Consider the following 21,253-nt stretch of genomic DNA (forward strand, 5'->3'; position numbering starts at 1 on the left):
TTTTGTTTTTCACTTATTTTTATTATAAATAATCGAAGGAGATGATCATGGTCAACAATGCAAATGATCCACATGGGTACTGGCGTGACAACCATGCAGACCATCCTTACTACAATGATTTTAAAAGAGATATCCCAGATATTGATTATGATCGGGACTTATCTTCTGCTTATGACCTCGGTACACGTGCCCGCAGTGAATATGGCACAGATCGCGACTTTGAAAGTTCTGAAGGCGACCTGAAACAGCGCTGGGAAGAGTTTAAAGCAGATTCTCGCTTAAAATGGGAACAGGCCAAGCACGCGATTAAAGATGCCTGGGATAGAAACTAGATTGCCCTCAGTCTGGTTCTGATACGGTTCAGAGTTATAGGTCATTATGACCTATAACTTTTTTATATCTGTGGGTTTTATCTCTGCAGATTTTCTATTTTGTGTTCTCTATTTGATTTATATATCCCTATTATTTTTGCTTGACTACTTCAATAATACTCTGACTAATTGCTCGCGACAGCTGTTCCAGTTTTTTCTTTTTGGTGCCATTAAATACACAGCGATAATGATGCAGTTTATTCTGATACGAAATACAGTAAAAAAATGTTCCGACCGGTTTTTCCTTAGTTTCAGAGCCACCACGTTTTAATAAACCGGTACAGCCAACAAAAATATCAGAATCAATGATCTGTTTGGCTTTTAAAACCAGTTGCTCCGTTACTTCAGCAGATTCTGGAGAGTATTTTTCCAGGAATTTCTTTGAAATTTTTAAAATACTGACTTTTAAATTGGCGTCATAACAAACCAAGCTGCCATTTAAAATATCGCCTGAATTTTTATTTAATGAAAAACGATAGGCCAGATACCCTGCCGAAGCACTTTCAATAAAGGTGACTTTTAATTTCTTTTTGGCAAGTAACTGGCAGCATTTATTCATTTATACCCATCCTGAATATAATTATTCCTTCCGATTTAAACATAGCTCTTTTTCAGTGCTTTTTTCTGAAAAGTAACATTTCATTTATTTTTTAAAACGACTTTGTTGCACAAACCTAGCATAGACGGCTTCTTCAGCAATATAATTTTCAAATGAAGAAGCCTACACACAAAATCTACCGCACAACCAATTGGCCGCATATAACAGAGCTCTCATTAATCGTGGGAATATTGCTATTTGGTTCGATCCAAACACTCAGTGGTATGCACAATCACAAGGCAAGCAAGGTCGAAGTCAAACTTACTCAGACACCGCTATTCAATGCTGTTTAATGATCAAATCTTTATTCAGACTCTCTCTACGCATGGTCACAGGTTTTGTTCAAAGCCTGATTAAACTATGTGGATTAAGTTGGACAGCGCCAGATTACAGTACGCTTTGTCGAAGACAAAAACATATTGATATTGCGATTAGCTATCAAAAAAATAGTGATGGGTTACATCTACTTGTAGACTCAACTGGCTTGAAGTTTCTAGGTGAAGGTGAATGGAAACGTAGGAAACATGGACCTGAATATCATCGCCAATGGCGTAAGCTGCATATTGGTATCGATGCTGAAACCCTGAAAATACGTGCAGTACAGCTTACTACAAATAATGTGAGCGATTCGCAAGTACTCGGTGATTTACTTGCTCAAATTCCTTTAGATGAACGAATTGATTCGGTCTATACCGATGGTGCTTACGATACGAAGCACTGCAGACAAGTCATTTTAGATCGAGCTGCACATGCGATCATTCCACCAAGGAAAAATGCAAAGCCATGGAAAGATCAGAAATTGAGATCTTTAGAGCGGAATGAATTACTAAAAACAGTGAAACGTTTGGGAAGAACGCTTTGGAAAAAGTGGTCTGGTTATCATCGTCGAAGTTTGGTAGAAACTAAGATGTATTGCATTAAATTATTAGGCGATAAATTAACAGCAAGGAGTTTTCCGAGTCAGGTGAATGAGATTCATGCACGCATAGCCGTATTGAACAGACTTACAGAATTAGGTCGTCCTCATACTCAAGTGATCACTTGAGTTCTGTTCAAATGAGCAGAGTGCTGTCTTTTAAATCTTTGTGCAACAAAGCCACTTAATGTTAAAACAATGTTACTAAGTTAGCATATCTGCGACCTATTAAAAGTCATGCACTTAACAAAAAATAGAGATTAATTAAATCTTGTGATTTTAGCGGGATGGGAGTGAATCCATAAGCCTTTGAGGCAGCTTGAAAATGAGGATGTCTCATGTCTGGGAACTGGGATCAGTTCCATTCAAATATCAAAGAACTCCAAGCTACTTACTCAAAGATAATCTCTACATTTCAACCTTAAATATTAATTACTTGATCGATGTAAAAATTGATCAATTTCTCTTTATCCCCCCTTGCATGTTTACAGCTGTTTGAACTGATAAGCAAAGCAACCCCATAGGTAATACTCCAAATATAAGAAAAATAATCACGGACAGAAAATACACTTCCCACCCGTTTTAAATGCTCCGCTGCAATGTCTTTCATTTCGACAATTCTCTTTTCACGTATAGCATACAGTTCATCAAATAAAGGATTCAGCTTTCGTTCCTGTCTGGTGACCTGTTCCTCTATTGTATGCAGTGTAATCGTTCGATTTGAATTAGTCAGATGATACAACATAAAATTTGATAAGAATTGCTTAATATCTTTATTGTAGTTTATTGAAATATCTAATAACCGTTTTTCGTTTTGGATTAAAATTTCCACATATATTTGATTTTTACTCTTAAAATATTTATATATTGTGCCCTTTGCCATATCTACTTCTTTTGCTAAATCATCTATCACAATATTCTGACAATGATCAATTAAAAGCCTTTCTGCAGACTGCAAAATTTTTTGTTTTTTTAATATAATTTTTTGATTTCTTACCAAACTCATATCATTTTCGCTTATAATATTTCAACATAAGGAAGACTATGTTAGTCCAAGGGACTCTATCTAATTTATGTAAATAAAACAGCTAATTACAATACTTATATGCATGTAAAACACTCCACAAAGGGGAATTTTCCATTACTTTATACATAGTCATATAAAAAGATAGAACCCGCAGACATTAACATCTACTTAAAATTGTTTTAAAAATCATAAATTGCCGTGAAATTCAGTCGATTATCTATACCCTTTTTATCATTAAATGTTTTACGCTCACCATACATATACTCCAGACCAAAATTCACTGGTTTCACTGGATTGTAAAATAAATTGATCCAACCTTCTTTCAGCTCAGCATTTTGGGTTTCATCATCATGCACTAGCTGAGAAAAGGCATTATTATCATCGGCTTTCATATAGCCAAAGCCTAATGTTGAGCGGATTTTAGGCGTGATTTTTTGCGTTAAACCGACGCTAATCGCATCAAACTGATTGGCACGCATTTTATTATTTTCATCAAAAACATAGGCCATATTGGACCAAAGTAAGTTCTTGGTATCCCCTTTAATGTGGTTATAGTCGAAGCGAACTAAGGTATTTTCAGATACCTGATATTTTCCGCCTAATGCCACGCCCCATGCTAAGAAATCATCATTACCCTCATGGTTGGTCGCTTTTTGGGTCACAAAAGCACGTCCAGAAAGTGCTGAACCATTATCAAATTTATAATTCACACGCCCAGTTGCTGATGGTAATTTTAATTTCGCATCGGGATCTGTTGTAAAATTCTGCGTATCCGTACGTGTGACCGTTTCAGCTTTCGAATCTTCCAAACTAAATGCCAAATTCAGATTAGGGTTCACAGGAACTGAATATTTGATTTGCGGTACGCGAGTTAATGACCCGCCGACAGAAAGTGATGCATCTACTGTTTCAGGAAAATATTCTATAGCGTTAAAGTTAGACCATGTTTGACCCAAGAGCCATTGATCATAAGTCATATAGGCATGACGAATACGGAAATTATCACGCCCAGTTCCGCCAAAAAAGTCCATTTCTACCTTACCACCAACTGCATGATCGCCAAGTTGAGGTGTTTTAAAATTAAAACCAAAACGTGTGGCATTTAAAGTACTTTGAAATTTATCTGAGTTTTTATGTTCATCACCTGTTCCTTCCAGTGGTACAGCACTGATTAAGTTATACATGGTGTGTGGACCTTTCATTTGATAACTCATGTCCGCGCGCACATTACCGTATAGTTCAAATTCAGCACCGCCCTTTGTCGTATGTTTTAAAACAGGTACGACTGATTTTTGTTGTGCACCATTTTCAACCAATACAGATGCGGCTGCCATTTTTTGTTCATTGAATTTTTGATCATTGGCTTTTTGCTGTTGTTGCACCAATTCCTGCAGTGCTTGGACTTGCTGCTGCAATTGTGCAACTTGCTGTTCCAAACCAGTCTCTGCATAAGCCAATGAGGTGAAAACCAATATGGATAAAGTCAAAGTGCTTTTAGCAAAAAGCTTTACATTTTTTTTCATTGTTAAAGTCCTTTTATTCCCCAAATGTTTAATTCTGGATACACACAATTTTTTCAGGTCAAACAAAGCCATTGATAAATATAAAAATGATATTTATCGAATAGACTTGTTTGGATTTTGCTGAATGAAATACGTCTATGTATTTGTTAATTCTTTAATAATTCACGAATTTTGAATTTTTGAATTTTACCCGATGGTGTCATTGGAATTTCATCCCAAATTTCTAGCCGTTCTGGTAAATATTGATTAGCTAGTTGATGCGTTTTCAAAAATTCCACCAGTGATGGCAGCGTCAGCTCATGTTCTGGATTTTTCAGTTTGACTACTGCACAGGCTTTTTCCCCCATACGCTCATCTGGATATGGCACTAAAGCGACTGTCGCAATCTCAGGATGCAGGTAAATAAGAGATTCAACTTCAGCAACGGGGATATTCTCCCCACCACGGATAATGACGTCTTTTTTACGACCTGCAATGCGGATATAACCTTGCTCATCTTGATAGGCAATATCACCTGTATCAAACCAATCCTCTGCATTGGTTTCATTCAGATGTGGACGTTTTAAATATCCGCCAAAATTTGAACAGCAACGAATCATCAGTGTGCCAGATTGCATAGGTGCAAGTGTTTCACCGTCATCACCAACAATTTTCACTTCAACTCCGGGCAATGGCAGACCATCGGTATTGAATGAGCGTTCGTCATCATCTTCTGGACAGGTCATGGTCACAGCACCGCACTCAGTCATACCCCAAGCAGATATAACCTTAACCCCCATGTTTTGACGCGCTTTTTGTACCAAAGTACTTGGAATTGGCGCTCCAGCACATAAAAATAATTTCAAGCTATCAAGTGATTGATGAGACTCCATTACCGCTTCAGAAAGATCATTTAGAAATGGCGTAGAAGCCATAGTAAATGTCGCTTGGTGCTTATGAATCAAGTCAATCGCAACATTGACGTCCCAAACATCCAAGAGCACGGCTTTTGCTTTCAGCAGTACAGGCATAATTAAGCCATACATAAAGCCGGTCTGATGAGCCATTGGCGAACCCATTAAGATCACATCATCTTTATCCAAATGCAGACGTTTCGCATAAGGCACAATATTGGAAAATAAAGTATTTGCCGTATGCATTACACCTTTTGGTTCACCTGTTGTGCCTGAGGTAAAGACTAATTGAGCAATATCATCTGCAGTAATCGTGACGTCATTCAGTGTATTGAGAATTTGCGGATCTTTGTCTAAACCATGATTGAGCAGTAGTTTTTCAAAGCTGTTTTCACCTTCTCCACCAATGACAACAACGTGCTCAAGGCTTGGTATATTCCTTTGTAGCTGATTGGCTAATTTTTCATAATCAAATTTACGGAAGATTTTAGGCACAATAAAAACTTTGCTTTCTGTATGTTTCAACATAAAAGAAAGTTCGCGCTCTCTAAAAATCGGCATTAGTGGATTAAGTACAGCACCAATACGTCGGCAAGCAATATACAGCAGTGTAAATTCCCACCAGTTTGGTAATTGGCAAGAAACGATATCTTGCTTTTGCACACCTAGGCGCTTTAGCCCCAAAGCAATACGATTGGCTGTATGCAGCATTTCACGATAAGTAAAGCTGGTTTCAGACTGATCTTCAGTTTTATAACTGACCAAGGCGACTTTATCAGGATGTTGATGTACCGCTTCATTCAATGATTGAAGAATGGTCTTATTTAACCAATAACCTTGTTGCAACATTTTTTCCCGGCGTGGGGGTAAAAGAACCGCATCGAAATCCATTCTATAACTCCAATTTTATAATTATCTACCTGTTCTCTTGGTCAGACCGCACAATCGTCGTCAGCCCGAAAATTGCAGATACAAACTCTGCTATGCAGATGACTCAAACTTCTATTTGTGTCATCTGCAGGATTGATCACGCATCCACGTCATCGGTTTACATCAAGCTGGAACAGCTTTACGTCCAGCCTTTTTACGCGCAATAATGGTTTTCATGATCTGTGCTGTTCCATCACCAATCTGAAAGCCCAGTACGTCGCGCATTCGCTGTTCCATTACACCGCGGTCATAACCGGCATGACCAAAGGTCAGTAAACATTGATGAATCACGTCATAGGCCAGTTTTGGTCCCCACCATTTACACATGCCAGCTTCAGAGGTATGCGGCAAGTTATTATCTTTCAACCATAAGGTTTGCAAACACAATAAACGAGCTGCTTCAACCTGGGTTTCATACTCGGCTAATGGATGAGATACTCCCTGAAATGCGCTAAGTGGCTGACCAAAAGCTTCACGCTGTGCTGCATATTCCCAGGCTTCATCCAGACTGACACGTGCCACGGCTAAAACCTGCAAACCAATCAGGGCACGTGAAAAGTCAAAACCTTGCATGACTTGCACAAACCCCTTGTTTTCATCACCCAGACGGTGATTGACTGGAACCCGAACGTTATCAAAGAAAATTGAACCGCGACCAATCGCACGCTGCCCATGACAGTCAAAACGCGTGGTACTAATGCCTGGTAAATTCATCGGTACCAGTAAAGCCGTTACACCATGTGCACCATCTTCAATTGAACCGGTACGACCAAATACCACAGATGCATCAGCCTGATCAGCCGCAGAAATGGAAGTCTTTTCGCCATTAATCACATATTCATCGCCATCACGTTCGATTTTTAAACGTAAATTGGCTGCATCTGAACCACCACGTGGCTCGGTCAGGGCGATTGAAAAGATGGCTTCACCCGCCGTTAGTTTTCTGAGCCACGGTTCAACCACGTCCGGTTGACCATGTTCTGCCAGAATCTGACCATTTAAAGAAGCCAACAAATTAATATAGGAGAAACTTAAATCTGCTTTGGCCACCGCTTCATGAATAACGCCCGCAGCCAGACGCCCCATACCTTGGCCGCCATATTGTTCTGGAAGTTCCGGTGCAATAAAGCCCATCTCTCCCATTTTTTTGACCAGTTCACGGTCAAAGACGCGGCTTTGATCACGCTCCAAAAAACCCGGAGCAATATATTTCTGTGCAAACTTTTCAACGGTTTCAGCTAAGAATTCTAAATCTTCGGTGATGTAAGGATTTTTACTCATGGTTTGTTTCTCCTTACTTAAAGAATTTACGGAATTCGGGCTGACGTTTTTCTTTCAGTGCATTAACACCTTCACGTGATTCTTCGGTGTCGTAATACAGTTTCAGTGCATACATGCCCATGCCTGCAATACCTGCCTGATGCGCAGTATCCATGTTGAAACTACGCTTGGCAATGGCAATCGCAGTCGGACTACGCTGACAGATTTCTTCAGCCCATGCCTGTACTTCGGTATCCAGTTGATCGGCTGGGACACATTTATTTGCCAAACCTATTTCAACTGCTTCTTGCCCGCTATAACGACGGCACATATACCAGATTTCACGGGCTTTTTTCTCACCGACCACACGAGCCAAGTAGGCAGTACCATAGCCAGGATCGACCGAACCCATTTTCGGGCCTACCTGACCAAAAATAGCTTTGTCTGAACAGATGGTCAGGTCACAAATCGTTGCCAGAACGTTGCCGCCACCAATCGCATAGCCTTGTACGCGGGCAATCACAGGTTTCGGTACATCTCGGATCGCAGTATGTAATTCTTCCATTGGCAAGCCAATCGTGCCACGGCCATCATAATTACCATCATGTGCAGATTGATCTCCACCAGTACAGAAGGCTTTTTCGCCCGCGCCCGTCAGTACGATGGCACCGATTTCACGGTCATAGCCTGCTTTGTTGAGTGCACGGATAATTTCATCACAGGTTTGTCCGCGAAAAGCATTCATTTTTTCTGGGCGGTTAATGGTGATCCATGCCACGCCATTTTTTACTTCGTATAAAATATCTTCAAAATTCATGATCTTTTCCTTTCCTTGAAAACTGCTTTTAACTTTTTACTTCATATATTTTTTTAGGACTTGCACATTCAGTAGTGTCCATCGCTCAGTACTTAACTCGGCGCGTTGCAAGCCACTTAACCATTCATGGTTAAACCACCAGAAACACTCAGGACTTGTCCTGTAATAAAGCTTGCGTCATCACTTAAGAAAAATGCGATAGATGAAGCAAGATCATCCGGCTGACCTAAACGGCCTAGCGGGATAGCACGAGTAAATGCTTCACGAAGTTTTTCAGGATTCGATGCTCCCTCAGTTACACCCGCTAAAAGTGCTGTATCTGTTGGGCCTGGACAAATTACATTGATCGTAATGTTATTGCGCGAATGCTCACGTGCTAAAGTTTTAGAGAAAGACAACAATCCGCCCTTACACGCTGCATATACAGCTTCGCCTGATGAACCCACGCGCGCTGCGTCTGATGCAATATTAACGATACGTCCTTGATTGCGCTCAACCATGCCTTTAAGTACAGCATGGTGCATATTCAACATACCGACTAAATTGATTTGAATCAGTTTTTCCCACTCGTCAGGAACAGATTTAATAAATGGTTTGAAGATATCCCAACCTGCATTGTTTACAAGACCATTGATTGGACCAAGTTCGGCTTCTGTTTGCACAATCGCCTGATCAACGACTTCTTTATTGGTAATATCGCACTGCACTGCTAGTGCATTTCCGCCTGCATTTTGAATATCTGTTACTAGCTTTTGTGCAGCGTCAATATTCATGTCAAATACCGCAACCTTTGCGCCTTCCTGCGCTAAGCGTTTACATGTCGCACTGCCAATACCGCCAGCACCGCCTGTTACAATAATGACTTTATCCTTTAGGCCTTTCATACCTGTATCCCTTCTTTGTGTTATTCAGAATTATGATCTTTTAATCGATAAATCTAACATAGACAAAAAGAAAATTAATTTCAATTATTCATTGTTATATTTTGCTATACGAAATTTAATTAATTCCATTCATAGAAACATATCTCATTGTTATTTATGTTTATTATTCAAAATAAAGGTTATTATTTGCAATATTTTGTTACATATATGGATGTTATTAATTTCAAAATAATTAAACTTAAAAAATAGCGTCTTTATTTATGCATATAAGTTTTAAAATTTGACTCAAATATTAAAATATTCTGCATAATGAAATTTAATATTTTTATCATAAAAATGTTTTAAACTGTCCAATTAGCATAAAAAAGGCACTACAACGAAAGTAATGCCTTTAAAAAAAACAGATTGAAAAATAACACTCAACTACCCATTGTGTATTTAAACAATGGATTGCTGTGTTCTTTTAAAAGTACCCCCTTACGGATCAATTACAAAATGCTGGTATACCCGTTTGCGCTCGCCCAAGAATTAATGCATGCACATCATGTGTACCTTCATAGGTATTCACGACTTCCAGGTTGACCAGATGACGGGCTACACCAAACTCATCAGAAATCCCGTTACCACCCATCATGTCACGTGCCAAACGTGCAATATCCAGTGCCTTACCGCAGTTATTACGCTTAATTAAAGACGTACCTTCAACTGATGCAATGCCTTCATCTTTCATACGACCAAAACGTAAAGCCACCTGTAAGCCAAGAGCGATTTCAGTTTGCATATCGGCCAGTTTTTTTTGAATTAACTGATTCGCAGCTAAGGGACGACCAAATTGCTTTCGATCCATAGTGTATTGATGTGCCGTATGCCAACAGAATTCTGCAGCACCCATCGCCCCCCAAGCAATACCGTAACGGGCACTGTTTAGACAGGTAAATGGACCACGCAATCCACGTATTTCAGGGAAAGCATTTTCTTCAGGAACAAAAACGTTATCCATCACGATTTCACCAGTGATCGAGGCACGCAAGCCCACTTTACCGTGAATTGCTGGAGCAGAAAGCCCTTCCCAACCTTTTTCCAAAATAAAGCCACGAATGTCACCGACATTGCCTTCAGCAGAGACTTCTTTGGCCCAGACCACAAATACATCAGCAATCGGACTGTTAGTAATCCACATTTTTGCGCCAGTTAAGCGGTAACCACCATCGACTTTTTTAGCACGGGTAATCATGCTGCCTGGATCAGAACCATGATCTGGCTCCGTCAGGCCGAAACAACCAATGTATTCACCGGTGGCTAATTTTGGTAAATACTTCTGTTTTTGCTCTTCAGAACCAAATTCATTAATCGGCACCATCACCAGTGAACTTTGTACACTGGCCATTGAACGATAACCTGAATCGACACGTTCAACTTCACGAGCAATCAGACCATAACTGACATAGTTCAAACCTGCACCGCCGTACTGTTCAGGTATGGTCGGGCCAAGCAAACCAAGCTCACCCATCTCACGGAAAATGGCAGGATCAGTCTGCTCATGACGGAACTGTTCCAGTACTCGTGGCATCAGCTTGTCCTGACAGTATGCCGCCGCTGCATCACGGATCATGCGCTCTTCTGAGGTCAATTGCTGTTCGATTAAAAACGGGTCTTGCCAGTTAAACTTTGTATTTTTCATTTTGTTTTTCCTCAATTTATCATGTTATGCAGTCGCTGCTTTGATCATGTCACGTGCAATAATAATCTGCTGAATCTGGGTGGTACCTTCGTATAAACGGAACAAACGTACATCGCGGTAAAAGCGTTCGATTGAATACTCACTGATATAACCTGCACCACCATGAATCTGTAAGCAGCGGTCTGCAACACGGCCACACATTTCTGTTGCAAACATTTTCGAGCACGATGCTTCCGTACTGATGTTTTCACCTAAATCACGGCGGCGCGCAGCATCTAATACCATGCATTTGGCTGCATAAATTTCAGTTTTAGAGTCAGCCAACATACCTTGAATGAGCTGGAAATTTGCAATCGGCTGGCCGAATTGCTTACGTTCAATGGCATAATTCAAAGCATCATCAAGCATTCGCTCCGCCATACCAGCGCTATAGGCAGCAATATGCAAACGTCCTTTATCAAGGACTTTCATCGCCGTTTTAAAGCCCACGCCTTCAACGCCACCAATCAGCTGATCCTTATGCACGCGGCAATTATCAAAAATTACATCACAGGTATAAGAGCCTTTTTGACCCATCTTTTTATCAATTTTACCCAATGACAAACCTGCAGTACCAGCTTCTACCAAAAAGGCTGAAATGCCCGCTGCGCCTTTGATTTCAGGATTGGTGCGAGCCATTACAGTAAATGTCTGTGCACGCGGAGCATTGGTGATAAAACGTTTTGTTCCATTTAATACATAATAGTCGCCGTCTTTCACAGCTGACGTTTTTAATGCTGCGGCATCTGAACCTGAATCTGGTTCCGTTAAGCAGAATGAACCGATAATTTCACCGCTTGCATAGCGCGGCAGATATTTCCGTTTCTGTTCTTCCGTACCGTCGATCAAAATACCACTTGAACCGATACCGTTATTTGTTCCGATTAAAGAGCGAAATGCAGCAGAAGTATGACCAAGCTCAAAAGCGACACGAACTTCTTCTTCCATGGTAATACCAAGCCCACCAAACTCTTCTGGAATCGTTAAACCAAAAAGCCCCATTTCACGCATTTGCTGCACAATATGTTCAGGGATCGCATCTGTTTCATCAACTTCATGCTCCAGCGGTCTTAGTACATTTTGCACAAAATCACGAAGCGTCGATAGCAACTGTTCTAACATCTGTTCGTCACGAATCATTTTTTCTCCTAGTCCATTTTTAGGATGAGACTTCCTTTAATTATCAAAACAGGTATTAAATTTCGTTATGCGAAATACATTATCAATATTACCCTGTTCTGACAATTAAATTTGTGTATATTTATAAAAATAATTACAAAAATTCGATTTTTTTAAGATAATTTATTTTTTACTACCATTTTGATTGAACAACGAACAAATTTGACTTAAATTGTTTTGTAAATTTAATTTTGCTATACGGAATTTATAAAAGTGAATCAAAATAAAGTTGTTCAGATTGATTATGCACTTCCTGCAGTAGCGACAATAAAAATTAACCGCCCTGAAGCAAGAAATGCACTGAATACACAAGTGCGTAAAATGCTTGCCGAGGCTGTTGCCGAGCAGGTTGAAAATGACGATATCCGCGTGATTATTTTAACGGGCGGCGATGATGTTTTTGCTGCTGGTGCCGACTTAACCGAACTTGCTGAAGCCAGTTCAATGGACGTGTATTTACGCCGGAATGAACGCTACTGGCAAACCATTGCCAATTGCCCAAAACCGATTATTGCCGCAGTCAACGGTTTTGCTTTGGGCGGTGGTTGTGAACTGGCAATGCATGCCGACATTATTATTGCAGGTCAAAGTGCACAATTTGGTCAGCCGGAAATCAAAGTCGGCATTATGCCCGGTGCGGGCGGCACACAGCGCCTAGTCCGTGCAGTCGGCAAATTTCAAGCCATGCGCATGATTATGACGGGTTGCTTGGTATCTGCAGATGAAGCCTTCGCCATGGGACTGGTTTCTCAAGTCACAGCGGATACCGAGACCTTAAATACAGCTTATAAAATGGCGCAGCAAATTGCCAAGCTTCCTGCAATTGCCCTGGAGCAAATTAAAGAAACGGTTTTACTCAGTGAAGATGTGCCTTTGCATGCTGGGCTGACCCTTGAACGTAAAGCGTTTCAATTGCTGTTTAGTACTGAAGATCAAAAAGAAGGCATGGCAGCCTTTTTAGAAAAACGTAAACCGTACTATCAAGGTAAATAACAAACATCAGCGCAACATTGATTAAACGCGATTGAGGTCAACATGGAAGCACGAATCAACAACATTGGCGTAATTGGCGCAGGAATCATGGGAATTGGCATTGTTCAAATTGCCATTCAAGCCAATCATCCGGTTTACTTATATGATGCACAGCCCAATGCGGCGAAAAATGCTTATGAAAAATTAACCGCGACCTTCAGCCGACTGGTCGAAAAAAATAAAATTTCTCAAACTGAACGTGAGCAAGCTTTATCCAACTTACATATTGTTGCAAATATTCAAGATCTGCATTCGTGTGATTTGATTATTGAAGCAATTATTGAAAAATTAGACATCAAGCAAACGCTGATGAAACAGCTTGAGAGCATTGTTGGTCCGCAATGTATATTGGCGTCAAATACTTCCTCCCTGTCCATTACTGAAATCGCCGCAGAATGCCAGCATCCAGAACGAGTCGTTGGCTATCACTTCTTCAACCCTGTACCTTTAATGAAAGTGGTTGAAATCATTCAAGGCTTACATACCGATACACAGATTATTGAACAGCTCTCAGAACTTTCCCACAATATGGGTCATCACCCTGTACGTACTAAAGATACTCCAGGCTTTATTATTAATCATGCGGGCCGTGCTTATACTACTGAAGCGCTTAAGATTTTAAGTGAAAATATCGCTTCAATTGCTGAAATTGACCTTATTTTGAAAAAATCACTGGGTTTTAAAATGGGGCCATTTGAGCTGCTTGATCTCACTGGCTTAGACGTTTCTCACCCTGTAATGCTATCGATTTACAACCAGTATTATCAAGAGCCGCGTTACCGCCCAAATGTATTAACACAGCAAATGCTGATCGGAAAAAAATTAGGGCGTAAAACAAACGAAGGATTTTATAAATATATTGATCAAGTCAAACAAGAACTTCCTGTTATTCAAAAATACGCAGCAAATCGTCATGGCCTAAAAACGGTTTGGCTCAGCACTGAATTTAACGATGATTTTGAAAAGCTGTCTGCATATTTAGCGCAACAAAATATTCAGATTAATCCAAATATCCAACCCGATGCCGAGGATTTAATTTTAATCGCCAATTATGGTGACGATGCAACACACAGTGCGCTGCGTTTAGGGGTCAATCCTGAACAGGTGGTTTGCATTGATATGCTGGGCAATTTTGAACAATGCCGTACTTTAATGCCTAGCCTCATCACAAAACCGCAAATGATTGAGGCTGCGCTGGATCTATTTAGCCAGCCAGACTGCGAAACCCTTGTGATTGATGAAAGCCTTGGTTTTGTCTCGCAGCGTGTGCTTGCCATGGTAGTCAATTTGGCATGCGATATGGCACAGCAGCAAATCGCCACGGTTGAAGATATTAATGCTGCGGTGAAGCTTGGACTGGGTTATCCATTTGGCCCGATTGAATGGGGCGATGTGATTGGCAAAGAAAAAATATTACGGATTCTGGAACGCATCTCCAGCATTAGCCACGACCCGCGCTATCGCCCGAGCCCATGGTTACAGCGCCGCTGCAAACTAAATGTATCACTGATGCATCAACAATAAATTTTTAAATTAAAACTTCAAGGAAAGAATAGGATGAACGCTTATATTTACGATGGTTTACGCACCCCAATTGGCCGCCATGCAGGCAGTCTTGCCAGCATCCGTCCTGACAATCTGGCTGCTTTGGTGATTAAATCCTTAGTGCAAAAAACAGGCATAGATGCTGCAGATATCGAAGAAGTGATTTTAGGCAACACCAACCAAGCCGGTGAAGATTGCAGAAATATAGCGCGTCATGCTTTATTGCTGGCGGAGCTGCCGGTCAGTGTTGCAGCGCAAACGGTCAATCGCTTGTGCGCCAGCGGTTTAGCCGCAGTGGTTGATGCAGCCCGTGCCATACACTGCGGCGAAGGCAGTCTTTATATTGCCGGCGGTGTCGAAAGCATGTCCCGTGCGCCTTTCGTATTGGCCAAAGCTGAATCGGCCTATAGCCGTGAGGCGAAAATTTTTGATACCACCATAGGCGCGCGTTTTCCGAATCCGATCTTAACCAAACTATATGGCAATGACTCCATGCCGGAAACAGGTGACAATGTTGCAGAAGCGTATAGCATCAGCCGTGAAGAGTCCGATCGCTTTGCAGCAGCGTCACAGGCCAAATATGAACAAGCCAAACAGGACGGCTTTTTTAAAGATGAAATTTTAGCGATTGAAGTTCCGCAAGGCCGTAAAGCGCCGCCGAAAATTGTCAATGAAGATGAACATCCGCGTCCTGCATCCAACTTTGAAGCTTTGCAAAAATTAAAGCCTTTATTTGAAGGTGGTGTCGTGACTGCTGGAAATGCCTCCGGAGTGAATGACGGTGCGGCAGCCCTGCTGATTGGTAATGAAAGTGTCGAAGAAAAATACGGTATTCGCCCTCTGGCTAAAATTTTAGCCTCTGCATCGTCAGGGATCGAGCCGCGCATCATGGGTGCAGGTCCTATTCAAGCCATCAATAAAGCTTTAAAACGTGCCAATCTCAGCTTAGATGACATGGATATTATTGAAATTAATGAGGCCTTTGCTCCGCAAGTTCTGTCATGTCTGAAAGGTTTAAATGTCGAGTTTGATGATCCGCGGGTCAACCCGAATGGTGGCGCTATTGCGATTGGTCATCCATTGGGCTGCTCGGGTGCGCGTCTTGCCCTAACCGCAGCGCGTGAATTAAAACGCCGCAACAAAAAATATGCTGTGATCAGCTTATGTATTGGCGTTGGACAAGGTTTGGCTATGGTGATTGAAAATACCCAGCTGAATTAAATGCATTTTTAAAATAGACATTGGGCTAAATAACAGAATTCGCTATACAGCTATCTTCAAGTCAAATCTTGAAAAAGTTTTGTATAGCGAAATTTATTGTTATTATACGTAATATATTATTTGACTAATGAATGCAACACTATGAATCATCAAGATGAGATTGCTCCTGAGCAATTAGAAAAAAAAATCAATTTAGATGAAATTCGCCTTGATCCAATTTCACATATCCATCGTGAAAATAATCCCCAATTTATTGCCTCTCTTGCACGCGGCTTAGAAATTCTGCGCTGTTTTACCGCAACCACTCAAATTCTCGGTAATCAAGAACTCTCACAATTAACCGGCTTACCCAAGCCTACGATTGCACGGATTACCAACACACTGGTTTCCCTTGGTTATTTAAAACAATTACCCAATTCAACCAAATACACATTAGATACTGGTGTTTTGGCACTCGGGTATGCTTCCCTTTCAAATATTTCTGCACGCATCCATGCCCGTCCCTATATGGAAGAAATGGCAAAATATGCGCAAGCGCCGGTAGCGATGGCAACGCGTGACCGTTTAAACATGCTGTATTTAGAGGTGGTACAGGCTGAGTCAAATTTAACCATGCGCCGCCCGATTGGTTCGACCATTCCTTTACACAATACAGCAATGGGTCGCGCCTGTTTGGCTGCGCTGCCTGAAAACGAACGCAGTTTCATTATGGAAGCCTTATCAAAACGCCATCCAGATGAATGGCCAATGATGAAACGTGGTCTAGAACGTGCATTTCACGACTATCAAAACTATGGTTATTGCCTTTCCTTGAGTGAATGGCATAAAGAAGTCAATTCTGTTGCTGTACCTATGGTACATCCAATTCATGGTTTACTGGTCTTTAACTGCGGCGCACCAAGCTATTTGGTTAATCAAGAAAAGCTTGAAAATGAAATTGGGCCACGTCTAATTTACATGGTTCAAAATATTGAAGATGCGTTAAATGCGCTTTAAAAAGGCTTTGTTAATCTAGCGATGTCATTCTGTAAGTGAGATCACTCGAGACTAAGATTTGACTCACCTCAGTCTATATACATTTATTTAGCTCAATTGAATTAATAGTAACCCATTAAAAAAGCCAGCCTGCTTATACAGACTGGCTTTTTAATTTAAGTCATCAAATATCTTTAAATATGAGACACCAATTCCGGAACTACAGTATTCAAGTCACCCACTAACCAGTAGTCAGCTACTGCGTTAATTGGCGCTTCTTCATCTTTGTTGATCGCAACGATCACTTTAGACTCTTTCATACCTGCCAAATGCTGGATCGCACCAGAAATACCAACAGCGATGTATAGCTCAGGCGCAACGATTTTACCAGTTTGACCGACTTGCATGTCGTTAGGAACGAAGCCGGCATCCACTGCTGCACGAGATGCACCTTGAGCAGCACCCAGCTTGTCAGCTAGCGGATCAAGGATCTTGTGATAGTTTTCACCAGAACCTACACCACGACCACCAGAAACCACGATGCGTGCAGCGGTTAATTCTGGACGTTCAGATTTCACAATTTCTTCTGAAATGAATTTAGAAAGACCCGCATCGCCAGTAGACGCAGCAGCTTCAACGCTAGCCGCACCACCATCGCTTGCTACAGCATCAAATGCTGTACCACGAACAGTTGCAACAACAACAGACTCACCAGACTCTACGGTTGCAATTGCGTTACCTGCATAGATTGGACGTTTGAAAGTTTTAGGACCTTCAACAGCGATAATGTCAGTGATCATACTAACATCAAGAAGTGCTGCAGCACGTGGAAGTACGTTTTTGCCCGTCGTTGTAGACGCCGCAAGAATGTGTGAATAACCTGTACCAATTGAAGCAACAAGCTTCGCTACATTTTCAGCCAATTGGTTTGCATATGCAGCATTGTCAGCAAGTAATACTTTGCTTACTCCTGCAACTTTTGCTGCTTGGTCAGCAACAGCTTGTACGCCTGAACCAGCAACCAATACAGTGATATCACCACCGATTTTTTGTGCTGCAGCTACAACATTTAGTGTTGCACCGTTAAGTGCTTTATTGTCGTGCTCAGCGATAACTAAAATACTCATGATTTTTTATCCTTCTGTATTAGATCACTTTCGCTTCGTTTTTCAATTTTTCTACAAGCTCGTCTACAGACTTCACTTGTACGCCAGCTTTACGCTCTGCAGGTGATTCAACTTTCACTGTTTTCAGTTTAGTTGCAGGGTTTACACCGAAATCTGCAGGTGACTTGGTATCCAGCGGTTTTTTACGCGCTTTCATGATGTTTGGAAGTGCCGCATAACGTGGCTCGTTCAAACGCAAGTCCGTGGTAATGATTGCTGGAAGTGTCAGCTCAACAGTTTGTAAACCGCCGTCTACTTCACGTGTTACTTGTACTTTGTCGCCATCTACTTTTACTTCAGAAGCGAATGTACCTTGACCTGCGCCAAGTAGAGCACCAAGCATTTGACCAACCTGGTTAGAGTCGTCATCAATGGCCTGTTTACCAAGAAGGATTAATTGTGGTTGTTCAGCATCAACAACACCTTTCAGGATTTTAGCCACTTCCAAAGCACCGAGCTGACTGTCATCAGCTTCAACCAGGATACCGCGGTCAGCACCCAGCGCCATTGCAGAACGGATTTGTTCTTGCGCTTCTTTAGGACCAATAGAAACAACAATGATTTCTGAAACAGTTCCTTTTTCTTTTAAACGAACCGCTTCTTCCACTGCGATTTCACAGAATGGGTTAATTGACATTTTGACGTTTGTTAAGTCAACACCACTGTTGTCCGGTTTAACGCGAACTTTAACGTTGGCATCAACCACACGTTTTACAGCAACCACTGCTTTCATTTTACGCTTCCTCAGCTTTTAAATTAAAATTGGTTTTACTCTGTACTTGCGCCATATCTGCACGTCTATGATTAATTAAAGATAAAGCAACAGCGCCAATTAAACCTGCTAAAGCAATCACAAAGAAGTTTTGCTGAATCGGTAAATTTAAAGCCACAATAAAACCAATTAATAGCGGTGCACCAATTGCGCCTAAACGCCCTACCCCTGATGCCATGCCAATTCCCGTTGAACGGATCACGCTTGGATAAAATTGACCGCAGTATGAATATGCAACGATTTGCGCACCTGTTGAACAAGCGCCCACAACGGCAATAATGAAATACAGCATGCTAGTCGACATAGGCAAGGTCATTAAATACAGAAAAACACTGCCCAAAGCATACATGATGACCAGTACCCATTTAATGTGAAAGCGATCTGCTAACCAACCGCCGCCAACTGCACCAACAATTGCGCCAATATTCAGAGCGATTACAAAAGTAAGTGCTGAACCCAATGAGTAGCCTGACATTGCCATTAATTTGGTGAGCCAGGTGCTGAGCGCATAAACCATAAACAGGCAGGTAAAAAATGCCACCCAAAACATCAGCGTACTAAAAGCACGTCCGTCACTGAATAACAGCCCCACTGTCGGTTTTAAATTACTATTTGATGAACCATTGACAAAAACTGCATCCACTGGGAATTGTGCTTGCGGTTTAATTTGCTCTGCAATCTTACGCAGTTCGGCCTGTTTATTGTGCTTCACCAAATAAACCACAGATTCTGGCATAGATTTTAAGATAAAAGGCAGCAAAACGACTGGTAGACCTGCCGCATAGAACACCACCTGCCAGCCATATTGCACAATAAACTGCTTGCCTAAAACCGCCGCTAAAATTCCGCCTACGGCATAACCCGAAAACATCAATGAGGTCATGACATTACGCACTTTTTTCGGTGAATATTCCGTCATTTGCGCAACCACATTCGGCATTACGCCACCAATGCCTAATCCCGCAATAAAACGCACAATACTGAATGTCACGGGATCATTGGTTAAACCTGCAATCGCAGTAAAAGCACTGAATAAAAATACACAAATGGCAATGGTGAGGCGGCGGCCAATTTTATCGGCGAGACCACCAAAAAAAATAGCGCCAACCATCATTCCAAATAGCGCTGAACTCGCCATAAATCCGGCCGTTGAAGCACTTACATTCATTTGTTCCATAATCGAAGGTAAAGCTGCACCTGCAACAGAAATATCATATCCATCGATAATAATAATCAGCATACACCACATTAAAACTTTGGCATGAAAACCGTTGAATTTAGCTTCACTCGCTAAACTCTGCATATCGACTTGACTCATCAATCAACTCCTTGATTGTTATTGTTGTTTTAGTTCATTACTGTTTTTAGCACTCTGTCAGCCATACACATCCAATTGCTTTCTGGATATTTCTGACAGAAATCAAAACCCGAACTTGTTGAATAAACAGCCAGATCAGATTAATGAATGATTTTTTTTATGTCAATGCTATTACATATATATAAATATAAAACCCTTATAAATGGCTTATTTTAAATTTATTTATATTTAGATATTGACATAAAAGCGATTCAGCCTATGCTTTTTATAAATCTAATTTTCCAAGGAAATGGAACATGCCTGCTGAACTTCACTATGAAAACAATATTGCGGTTATTCGATTGAATCGCCCTGAGGCAAGAAATGCATTGAATGCAGATATGATTGAAAAATTACAGGAAATCGTATCCGAAATTTCAGCACTGAATCTGCGTGCAGCCATTTTCACGGGTGAAGGCAAAGCCTTTTGCGCAGGTGCAGACATCACAGAATTACTGAATAAAAGTCCCGCAGAACATCTGCATAAAATACAAACGGGTCAGGCCTTATTCCAGCAAATACACGAATTAAAATTTCCAACACTGGCCAGTATTCATGGCATGGCTTTGGGCGGCGGACTTGAACTGGCTTTGGCCTGTACATTTAGGATTTGCAGCCCTGCTGCCGGTCTTGGGCTTCCTGAAATAAAACTCGGTTTAATTCCTGGCTATGGCGGAACACAGCGCTTACCGCGTTTAATTGGCGTATCAAAAGCGCTTGAAATGGTTGCCAGCGGCAAAATTGTGTCTGCAGAAGAAGCCTATAACATCGGCTTAGTAAATCAGATTGTGGACATGCAAGATCCGATTGAAAGCGGAAAAACGTATTTAGATTCATTGGCAATGCAATTTCCAGCAGCGATTCAGCAAATTATGCAAGCGGTTCAATCCGCATCCGATTTAAATATCCATAAGGGGCTTGAATTAGAAGCCAAACTTTTTGTGGAATGCAGCCAAAGTGCGGATGCTGCTGAAGGTATACAGGCATTTTTAGAAAAACGGAAAGCTAATTTTTCTCAAAAATAGCTGTACTTATGTTTTAAGCCGATATACTGGCAGCAAATATCA

18 protein-coding genes and 1 pseudogene are annotated in these 21,253 nt (G+C 41.2%); 7 read left to right on the plus strand and 12 right to left on the minus strand.

The features are described from left to right. Positions 1-47: 47 nt before the first annotated feature. The gene (locus tag ACPEPR_RS00415) at positions 48-332 is read left to right on the plus strand and encodes a hypothetical protein (RefSeq protein WP_168394112.1); all 285 of its coding nucleotides are present in this window, start codon (positions 48-50) and stop codon (positions 330-332) included. A 130-nt stretch (positions 333-462) separates the two neighbouring features. Here ACPEPR_RS00415 and ACPEPR_RS00420 read toward each other — a convergent pair whose 3' ends face one another. Beyond that, on the minus strand, positions 463-930 hold the full coding sequence (locus ACPEPR_RS00420) for a CinA family protein (protein WP_160242814.1): 468 nt from the start codon (positions 928-930) through the stop codon (positions 463-465). Positions 931-1,082: 152 nt separating this feature from the next. Here ACPEPR_RS00420 and ACPEPR_RS00425 point away from each other — a divergent pair. Further along, positions 1,083-2,014, plus strand: a pseudogene (locus ACPEPR_RS00425) (IS5 family transposase). 292 nt (positions 2,015-2,306) lie between these two features. Here the strand turns inward: ACPEPR_RS00425 and ACPEPR_RS00430 are convergent. The 8 genes from ACPEPR_RS00430 to ACPEPR_RS00465 all read right to left on the minus strand — a co-directional run bounded on the left by ACPEPR_RS00430 (position 2,307) and on the right by ACPEPR_RS00465 (position 12,079). Next, complete coding sequence (locus ACPEPR_RS00430) at positions 2,307-2,891, minus strand: TetR/AcrR family transcriptional regulator (RefSeq protein ID WP_423561790.1); 585 nt, start codon at positions 2,889-2,891, stop codon at positions 2,307-2,309. A gap of 200 nt (positions 2,892-3,091) precedes the next feature. Continuing rightward, entirely contained in the window at positions 3,092-4,435 is a 1,344-nt protein-coding gene (locus ACPEPR_RS00435; protein WP_423561791.1) for a DcaP family trimeric outer membrane transporter, read from the minus strand. A 146-nt stretch (positions 4,436-4,581) separates the two neighbouring features. After that, positions 4,582-6,219 carry a cyclohexanecarboxylate-CoA ligase gene (gene aliA / locus ACPEPR_RS00440; RefSeq protein WP_423561792.1) on the minus strand — a complete coding sequence of 546 codons (1,638 nt, stop codon included), beginning with the start codon at positions 6,217-6,219 and terminating at the stop codon, positions 4,582-4,584. Positions 6,220-6,381: 162 nt separating this feature from the next. Further along, positions 6,382-7,539 (minus strand): cyclohexanecarboxyl-CoA dehydrogenase, encoded by a 1,158-nt coding sequence (gene aliB, locus ACPEPR_RS00445; protein WP_168399033.1) that lies wholly within the window; start codon positions 7,537-7,539, stop codon positions 6,382-6,384. Positions 7,540-7,552: 13 nt separating this feature from the next. Next, positions 7,553-8,335, minus strand: a complete 783-nt coding sequence (gene badI, locus ACPEPR_RS00450) for a 2-ketocyclohexanecarboxyl-CoA hydrolase (RefSeq protein WP_160240978.1) — start codon at positions 8,333-8,335, stop codon at positions 7,553-7,555. 116 nt (positions 8,336-8,451) lie between these two features. Next, the gene (gene badH, locus ACPEPR_RS00455) at positions 8,452-9,219 is read right to left on the minus strand and encodes a 2-hydroxycyclohexanecarboxyl-CoA dehydrogenase (protein ID WP_104487735.1); all 768 of its coding nucleotides are present in this window, start codon (positions 9,217-9,219) and stop codon (positions 8,452-8,454) included. A 484-nt stretch (positions 9,220-9,703) separates the two neighbouring features. After that, positions 9,704-10,900 carry an acyl-CoA dehydrogenase gene (locus ACPEPR_RS00460; protein ID WP_160240976.1) on the minus strand — a complete coding sequence of 399 codons (1,197 nt, stop codon included), beginning with the start codon at positions 10,898-10,900 and terminating at the stop codon, positions 9,704-9,706. A 24-nt stretch (positions 10,901-10,924) separates the two neighbouring features. Further along, complete coding sequence (locus ACPEPR_RS00465) at positions 10,925-12,079, minus strand: acyl-CoA dehydrogenase family protein (RefSeq protein ID WP_168399031.1); 1,155 nt, start codon at positions 12,077-12,079, stop codon at positions 10,925-10,927. Between the two features lie 252 nt (positions 12,080-12,331). Between ACPEPR_RS00465 and ACPEPR_RS00470 the strand changes: the two genes are divergently transcribed. From ACPEPR_RS00470 to ACPEPR_RS00485, 4 genes are all read left to right on the plus strand, one after another. Continuing rightward, a complete protein-coding gene (locus ACPEPR_RS00470) occupies positions 12,332-13,111 on the plus strand; it encodes an enoyl-CoA hydratase (RefSeq protein WP_411687901.1) in 780 nt (259 codons plus the stop codon). A gap of 42 nt (positions 13,112-13,153) precedes the next feature. Beyond that, positions 13,154-14,674, plus strand: coding sequence for a 3-hydroxyacyl-CoA dehydrogenase (locus ACPEPR_RS00475; RefSeq protein ID WP_423561793.1), 1,521 nt, complete (start codon positions 13,154-13,156; stop codon positions 14,672-14,674). Between the two features lie 33 nt (positions 14,675-14,707). After that, positions 14,708-15,916, plus strand: coding sequence for a 3-oxoadipyl-CoA thiolase (locus tag ACPEPR_RS00480; RefSeq protein ID WP_423561794.1), 1,209 nt, complete (start codon positions 14,708-14,710; stop codon positions 15,914-15,916). A gap of 141 nt (positions 15,917-16,057) precedes the next feature. Next, positions 16,058-16,912: an IclR family transcriptional regulator gene (locus tag ACPEPR_RS00485; RefSeq protein WP_411689176.1), complete on the plus strand. Its 855-nt coding sequence runs from the start codon at positions 16,058-16,060 to the stop codon at positions 16,910-16,912. Between the two features lie 173 nt (positions 16,913-17,085). On the opposite strand, the gene ACPEPR_RS00490 is transcribed toward ACPEPR_RS00485, so the two are convergent. Genes ACPEPR_RS00490 through ACPEPR_RS00500 form a run of 3 tightly spaced genes read right to left on the minus strand, consistent with a single transcriptional unit; the run spans position 17,086 to position 20,147 of the window. Then, entirely contained in the window at positions 17,086-18,018 is a 933-nt protein-coding gene (locus tag ACPEPR_RS00490) for an FAD-binding protein (protein ID WP_104498205.1), read from the minus strand. Positions 18,019-18,037: 19 nt separating this feature from the next. Then, positions 18,038-18,790, minus strand: a complete 753-nt coding sequence (locus ACPEPR_RS00495) for an electron transfer flavoprotein subunit beta/FixA family protein (protein WP_423561795.1) — start codon at positions 18,788-18,790, stop codon at positions 18,038-18,040. A gap of 1 nt (position 18,791) precedes the next feature. After that, a complete protein-coding gene (locus ACPEPR_RS00500) occupies positions 18,792-20,147 on the minus strand; it encodes an MFS transporter (protein ID WP_423561796.1) in 1,356 nt (451 codons plus the stop codon). A 296-nt stretch (positions 20,148-20,443) separates the two neighbouring features. On the opposite strand from ACPEPR_RS00500, the gene ACPEPR_RS00505 reads away from it, so the two are divergent. Then, entirely contained in the window at positions 20,444-21,211 is a 768-nt protein-coding gene (locus tag ACPEPR_RS00505; protein WP_423561797.1) for an enoyl-CoA hydratase/isomerase family protein, read from the plus strand. Positions 21,212-21,253: the final 42 nt, after the last annotated feature.

The sequence above is a fragment of the Acinetobacter sp. AND/436 genome (assembly GCF_049546925.1).
GTDB classification, from domain to species: Bacteria; Pseudomonadota; Gammaproteobacteria; order Pseudomonadales; family Moraxellaceae; genus Acinetobacter; species Acinetobacter indicus.

Coding starts and splice junctions, on each gene's coding strand:
- ACPEPR_RS00475 (WP_423561793.1), top strand. CDS start 13,154: ATGGAAGCACGAATCAACAACATTGGCGTAATTGGCGCAGGAATCATG.
- ACPEPR_RS00485 (WP_411689176.1), top strand. CDS start 16,058: ATGAATCATCAAGATGAGATTGCTCCTGAGCAATTAGAAAAAAAAATC.
- ACPEPR_RS00430 (WP_423561790.1), bottom strand. CDS start 2,891: ATGAGTTTGGTAAGAAATCAAAAAATTATATTAAAAAAACAAAAAATT.
- aliA (WP_423561792.1), bottom strand. CDS start 6,219: ATGGATTTCGATGCGGTTCTTTTACCCCCACGCCGGGAAAAAATGTTG.
- ACPEPR_RS00505 (WP_423561797.1), top strand. CDS start 20,444: ATGCCTGCTGAACTTCACTATGAAAACAATATTGCGGTTATTCGATTG.
- ACPEPR_RS00460 (WP_160240976.1), bottom strand. CDS start 10,900: ATGAAAAATACAAAGTTTAACTGGCAAGACCCGTTTTTAATCGAACAG.
- ACPEPR_RS00420 (WP_160242814.1), bottom strand. CDS start 930: ATGAATAAATGCTGCCAGTTACTTGCCAAAAAGAAATTAAAAGTCACC.
- ACPEPR_RS00435 (WP_423561791.1), bottom strand. CDS start 4,435: ATGAAAAAAAATGTAAAGCTTTTTGCTAAAAGCACTTTGACTTTATCC.
- badH (WP_104487735.1), bottom strand. CDS start 9,219: ATGAAAGGCCTAAAGGATAAAGTCATTATTGTAACAGGCGGTGCTGGC.
- aliB (WP_168399033.1), bottom strand. CDS start 7,539: ATGAGTAAAAATCCTTACATCACCGAAGATTTAGAATTCTTAGCTGAA.
- ACPEPR_RS00495 (WP_423561795.1), bottom strand. CDS start 18,790: ATGAAAGCAGTGGTTGCTGTAAAACGTGTGGTTGATGCCAACGTTAAA.
- ACPEPR_RS00465 (WP_168399031.1), bottom strand. CDS start 12,079: ATGATTCGTGACGAACAGATGTTAGAACAGTTGCTATCGACGCTTCGT.
- ACPEPR_RS00480 (WP_423561794.1), top strand. CDS start 14,708: ATGAACGCTTATATTTACGATGGTTTACGCACCCCAATTGGCCGCCAT.
- ACPEPR_RS00415 (WP_168394112.1), top strand. CDS start 48: ATGGTCAACAATGCAAATGATCCACATGGGTACTGGCGTGACAACCAT.
- ACPEPR_RS00500 (WP_423561796.1), bottom strand. CDS start 20,147: ATGAGTCAAGTCGATATGCAGAGTTTAGCGAGTGAAGCTAAATTCAAC.
- badI (WP_160240978.1), bottom strand. CDS start 8,335: ATGAATTTTGAAGATATTTTATACGAAGTAAAAAATGGCGTGGCATGG.
- ACPEPR_RS00490 (WP_104498205.1), bottom strand. CDS start 18,018: ATGAGTATTTTAGTTATCGCTGAGCACGACAATAAAGCACTTAACGGT.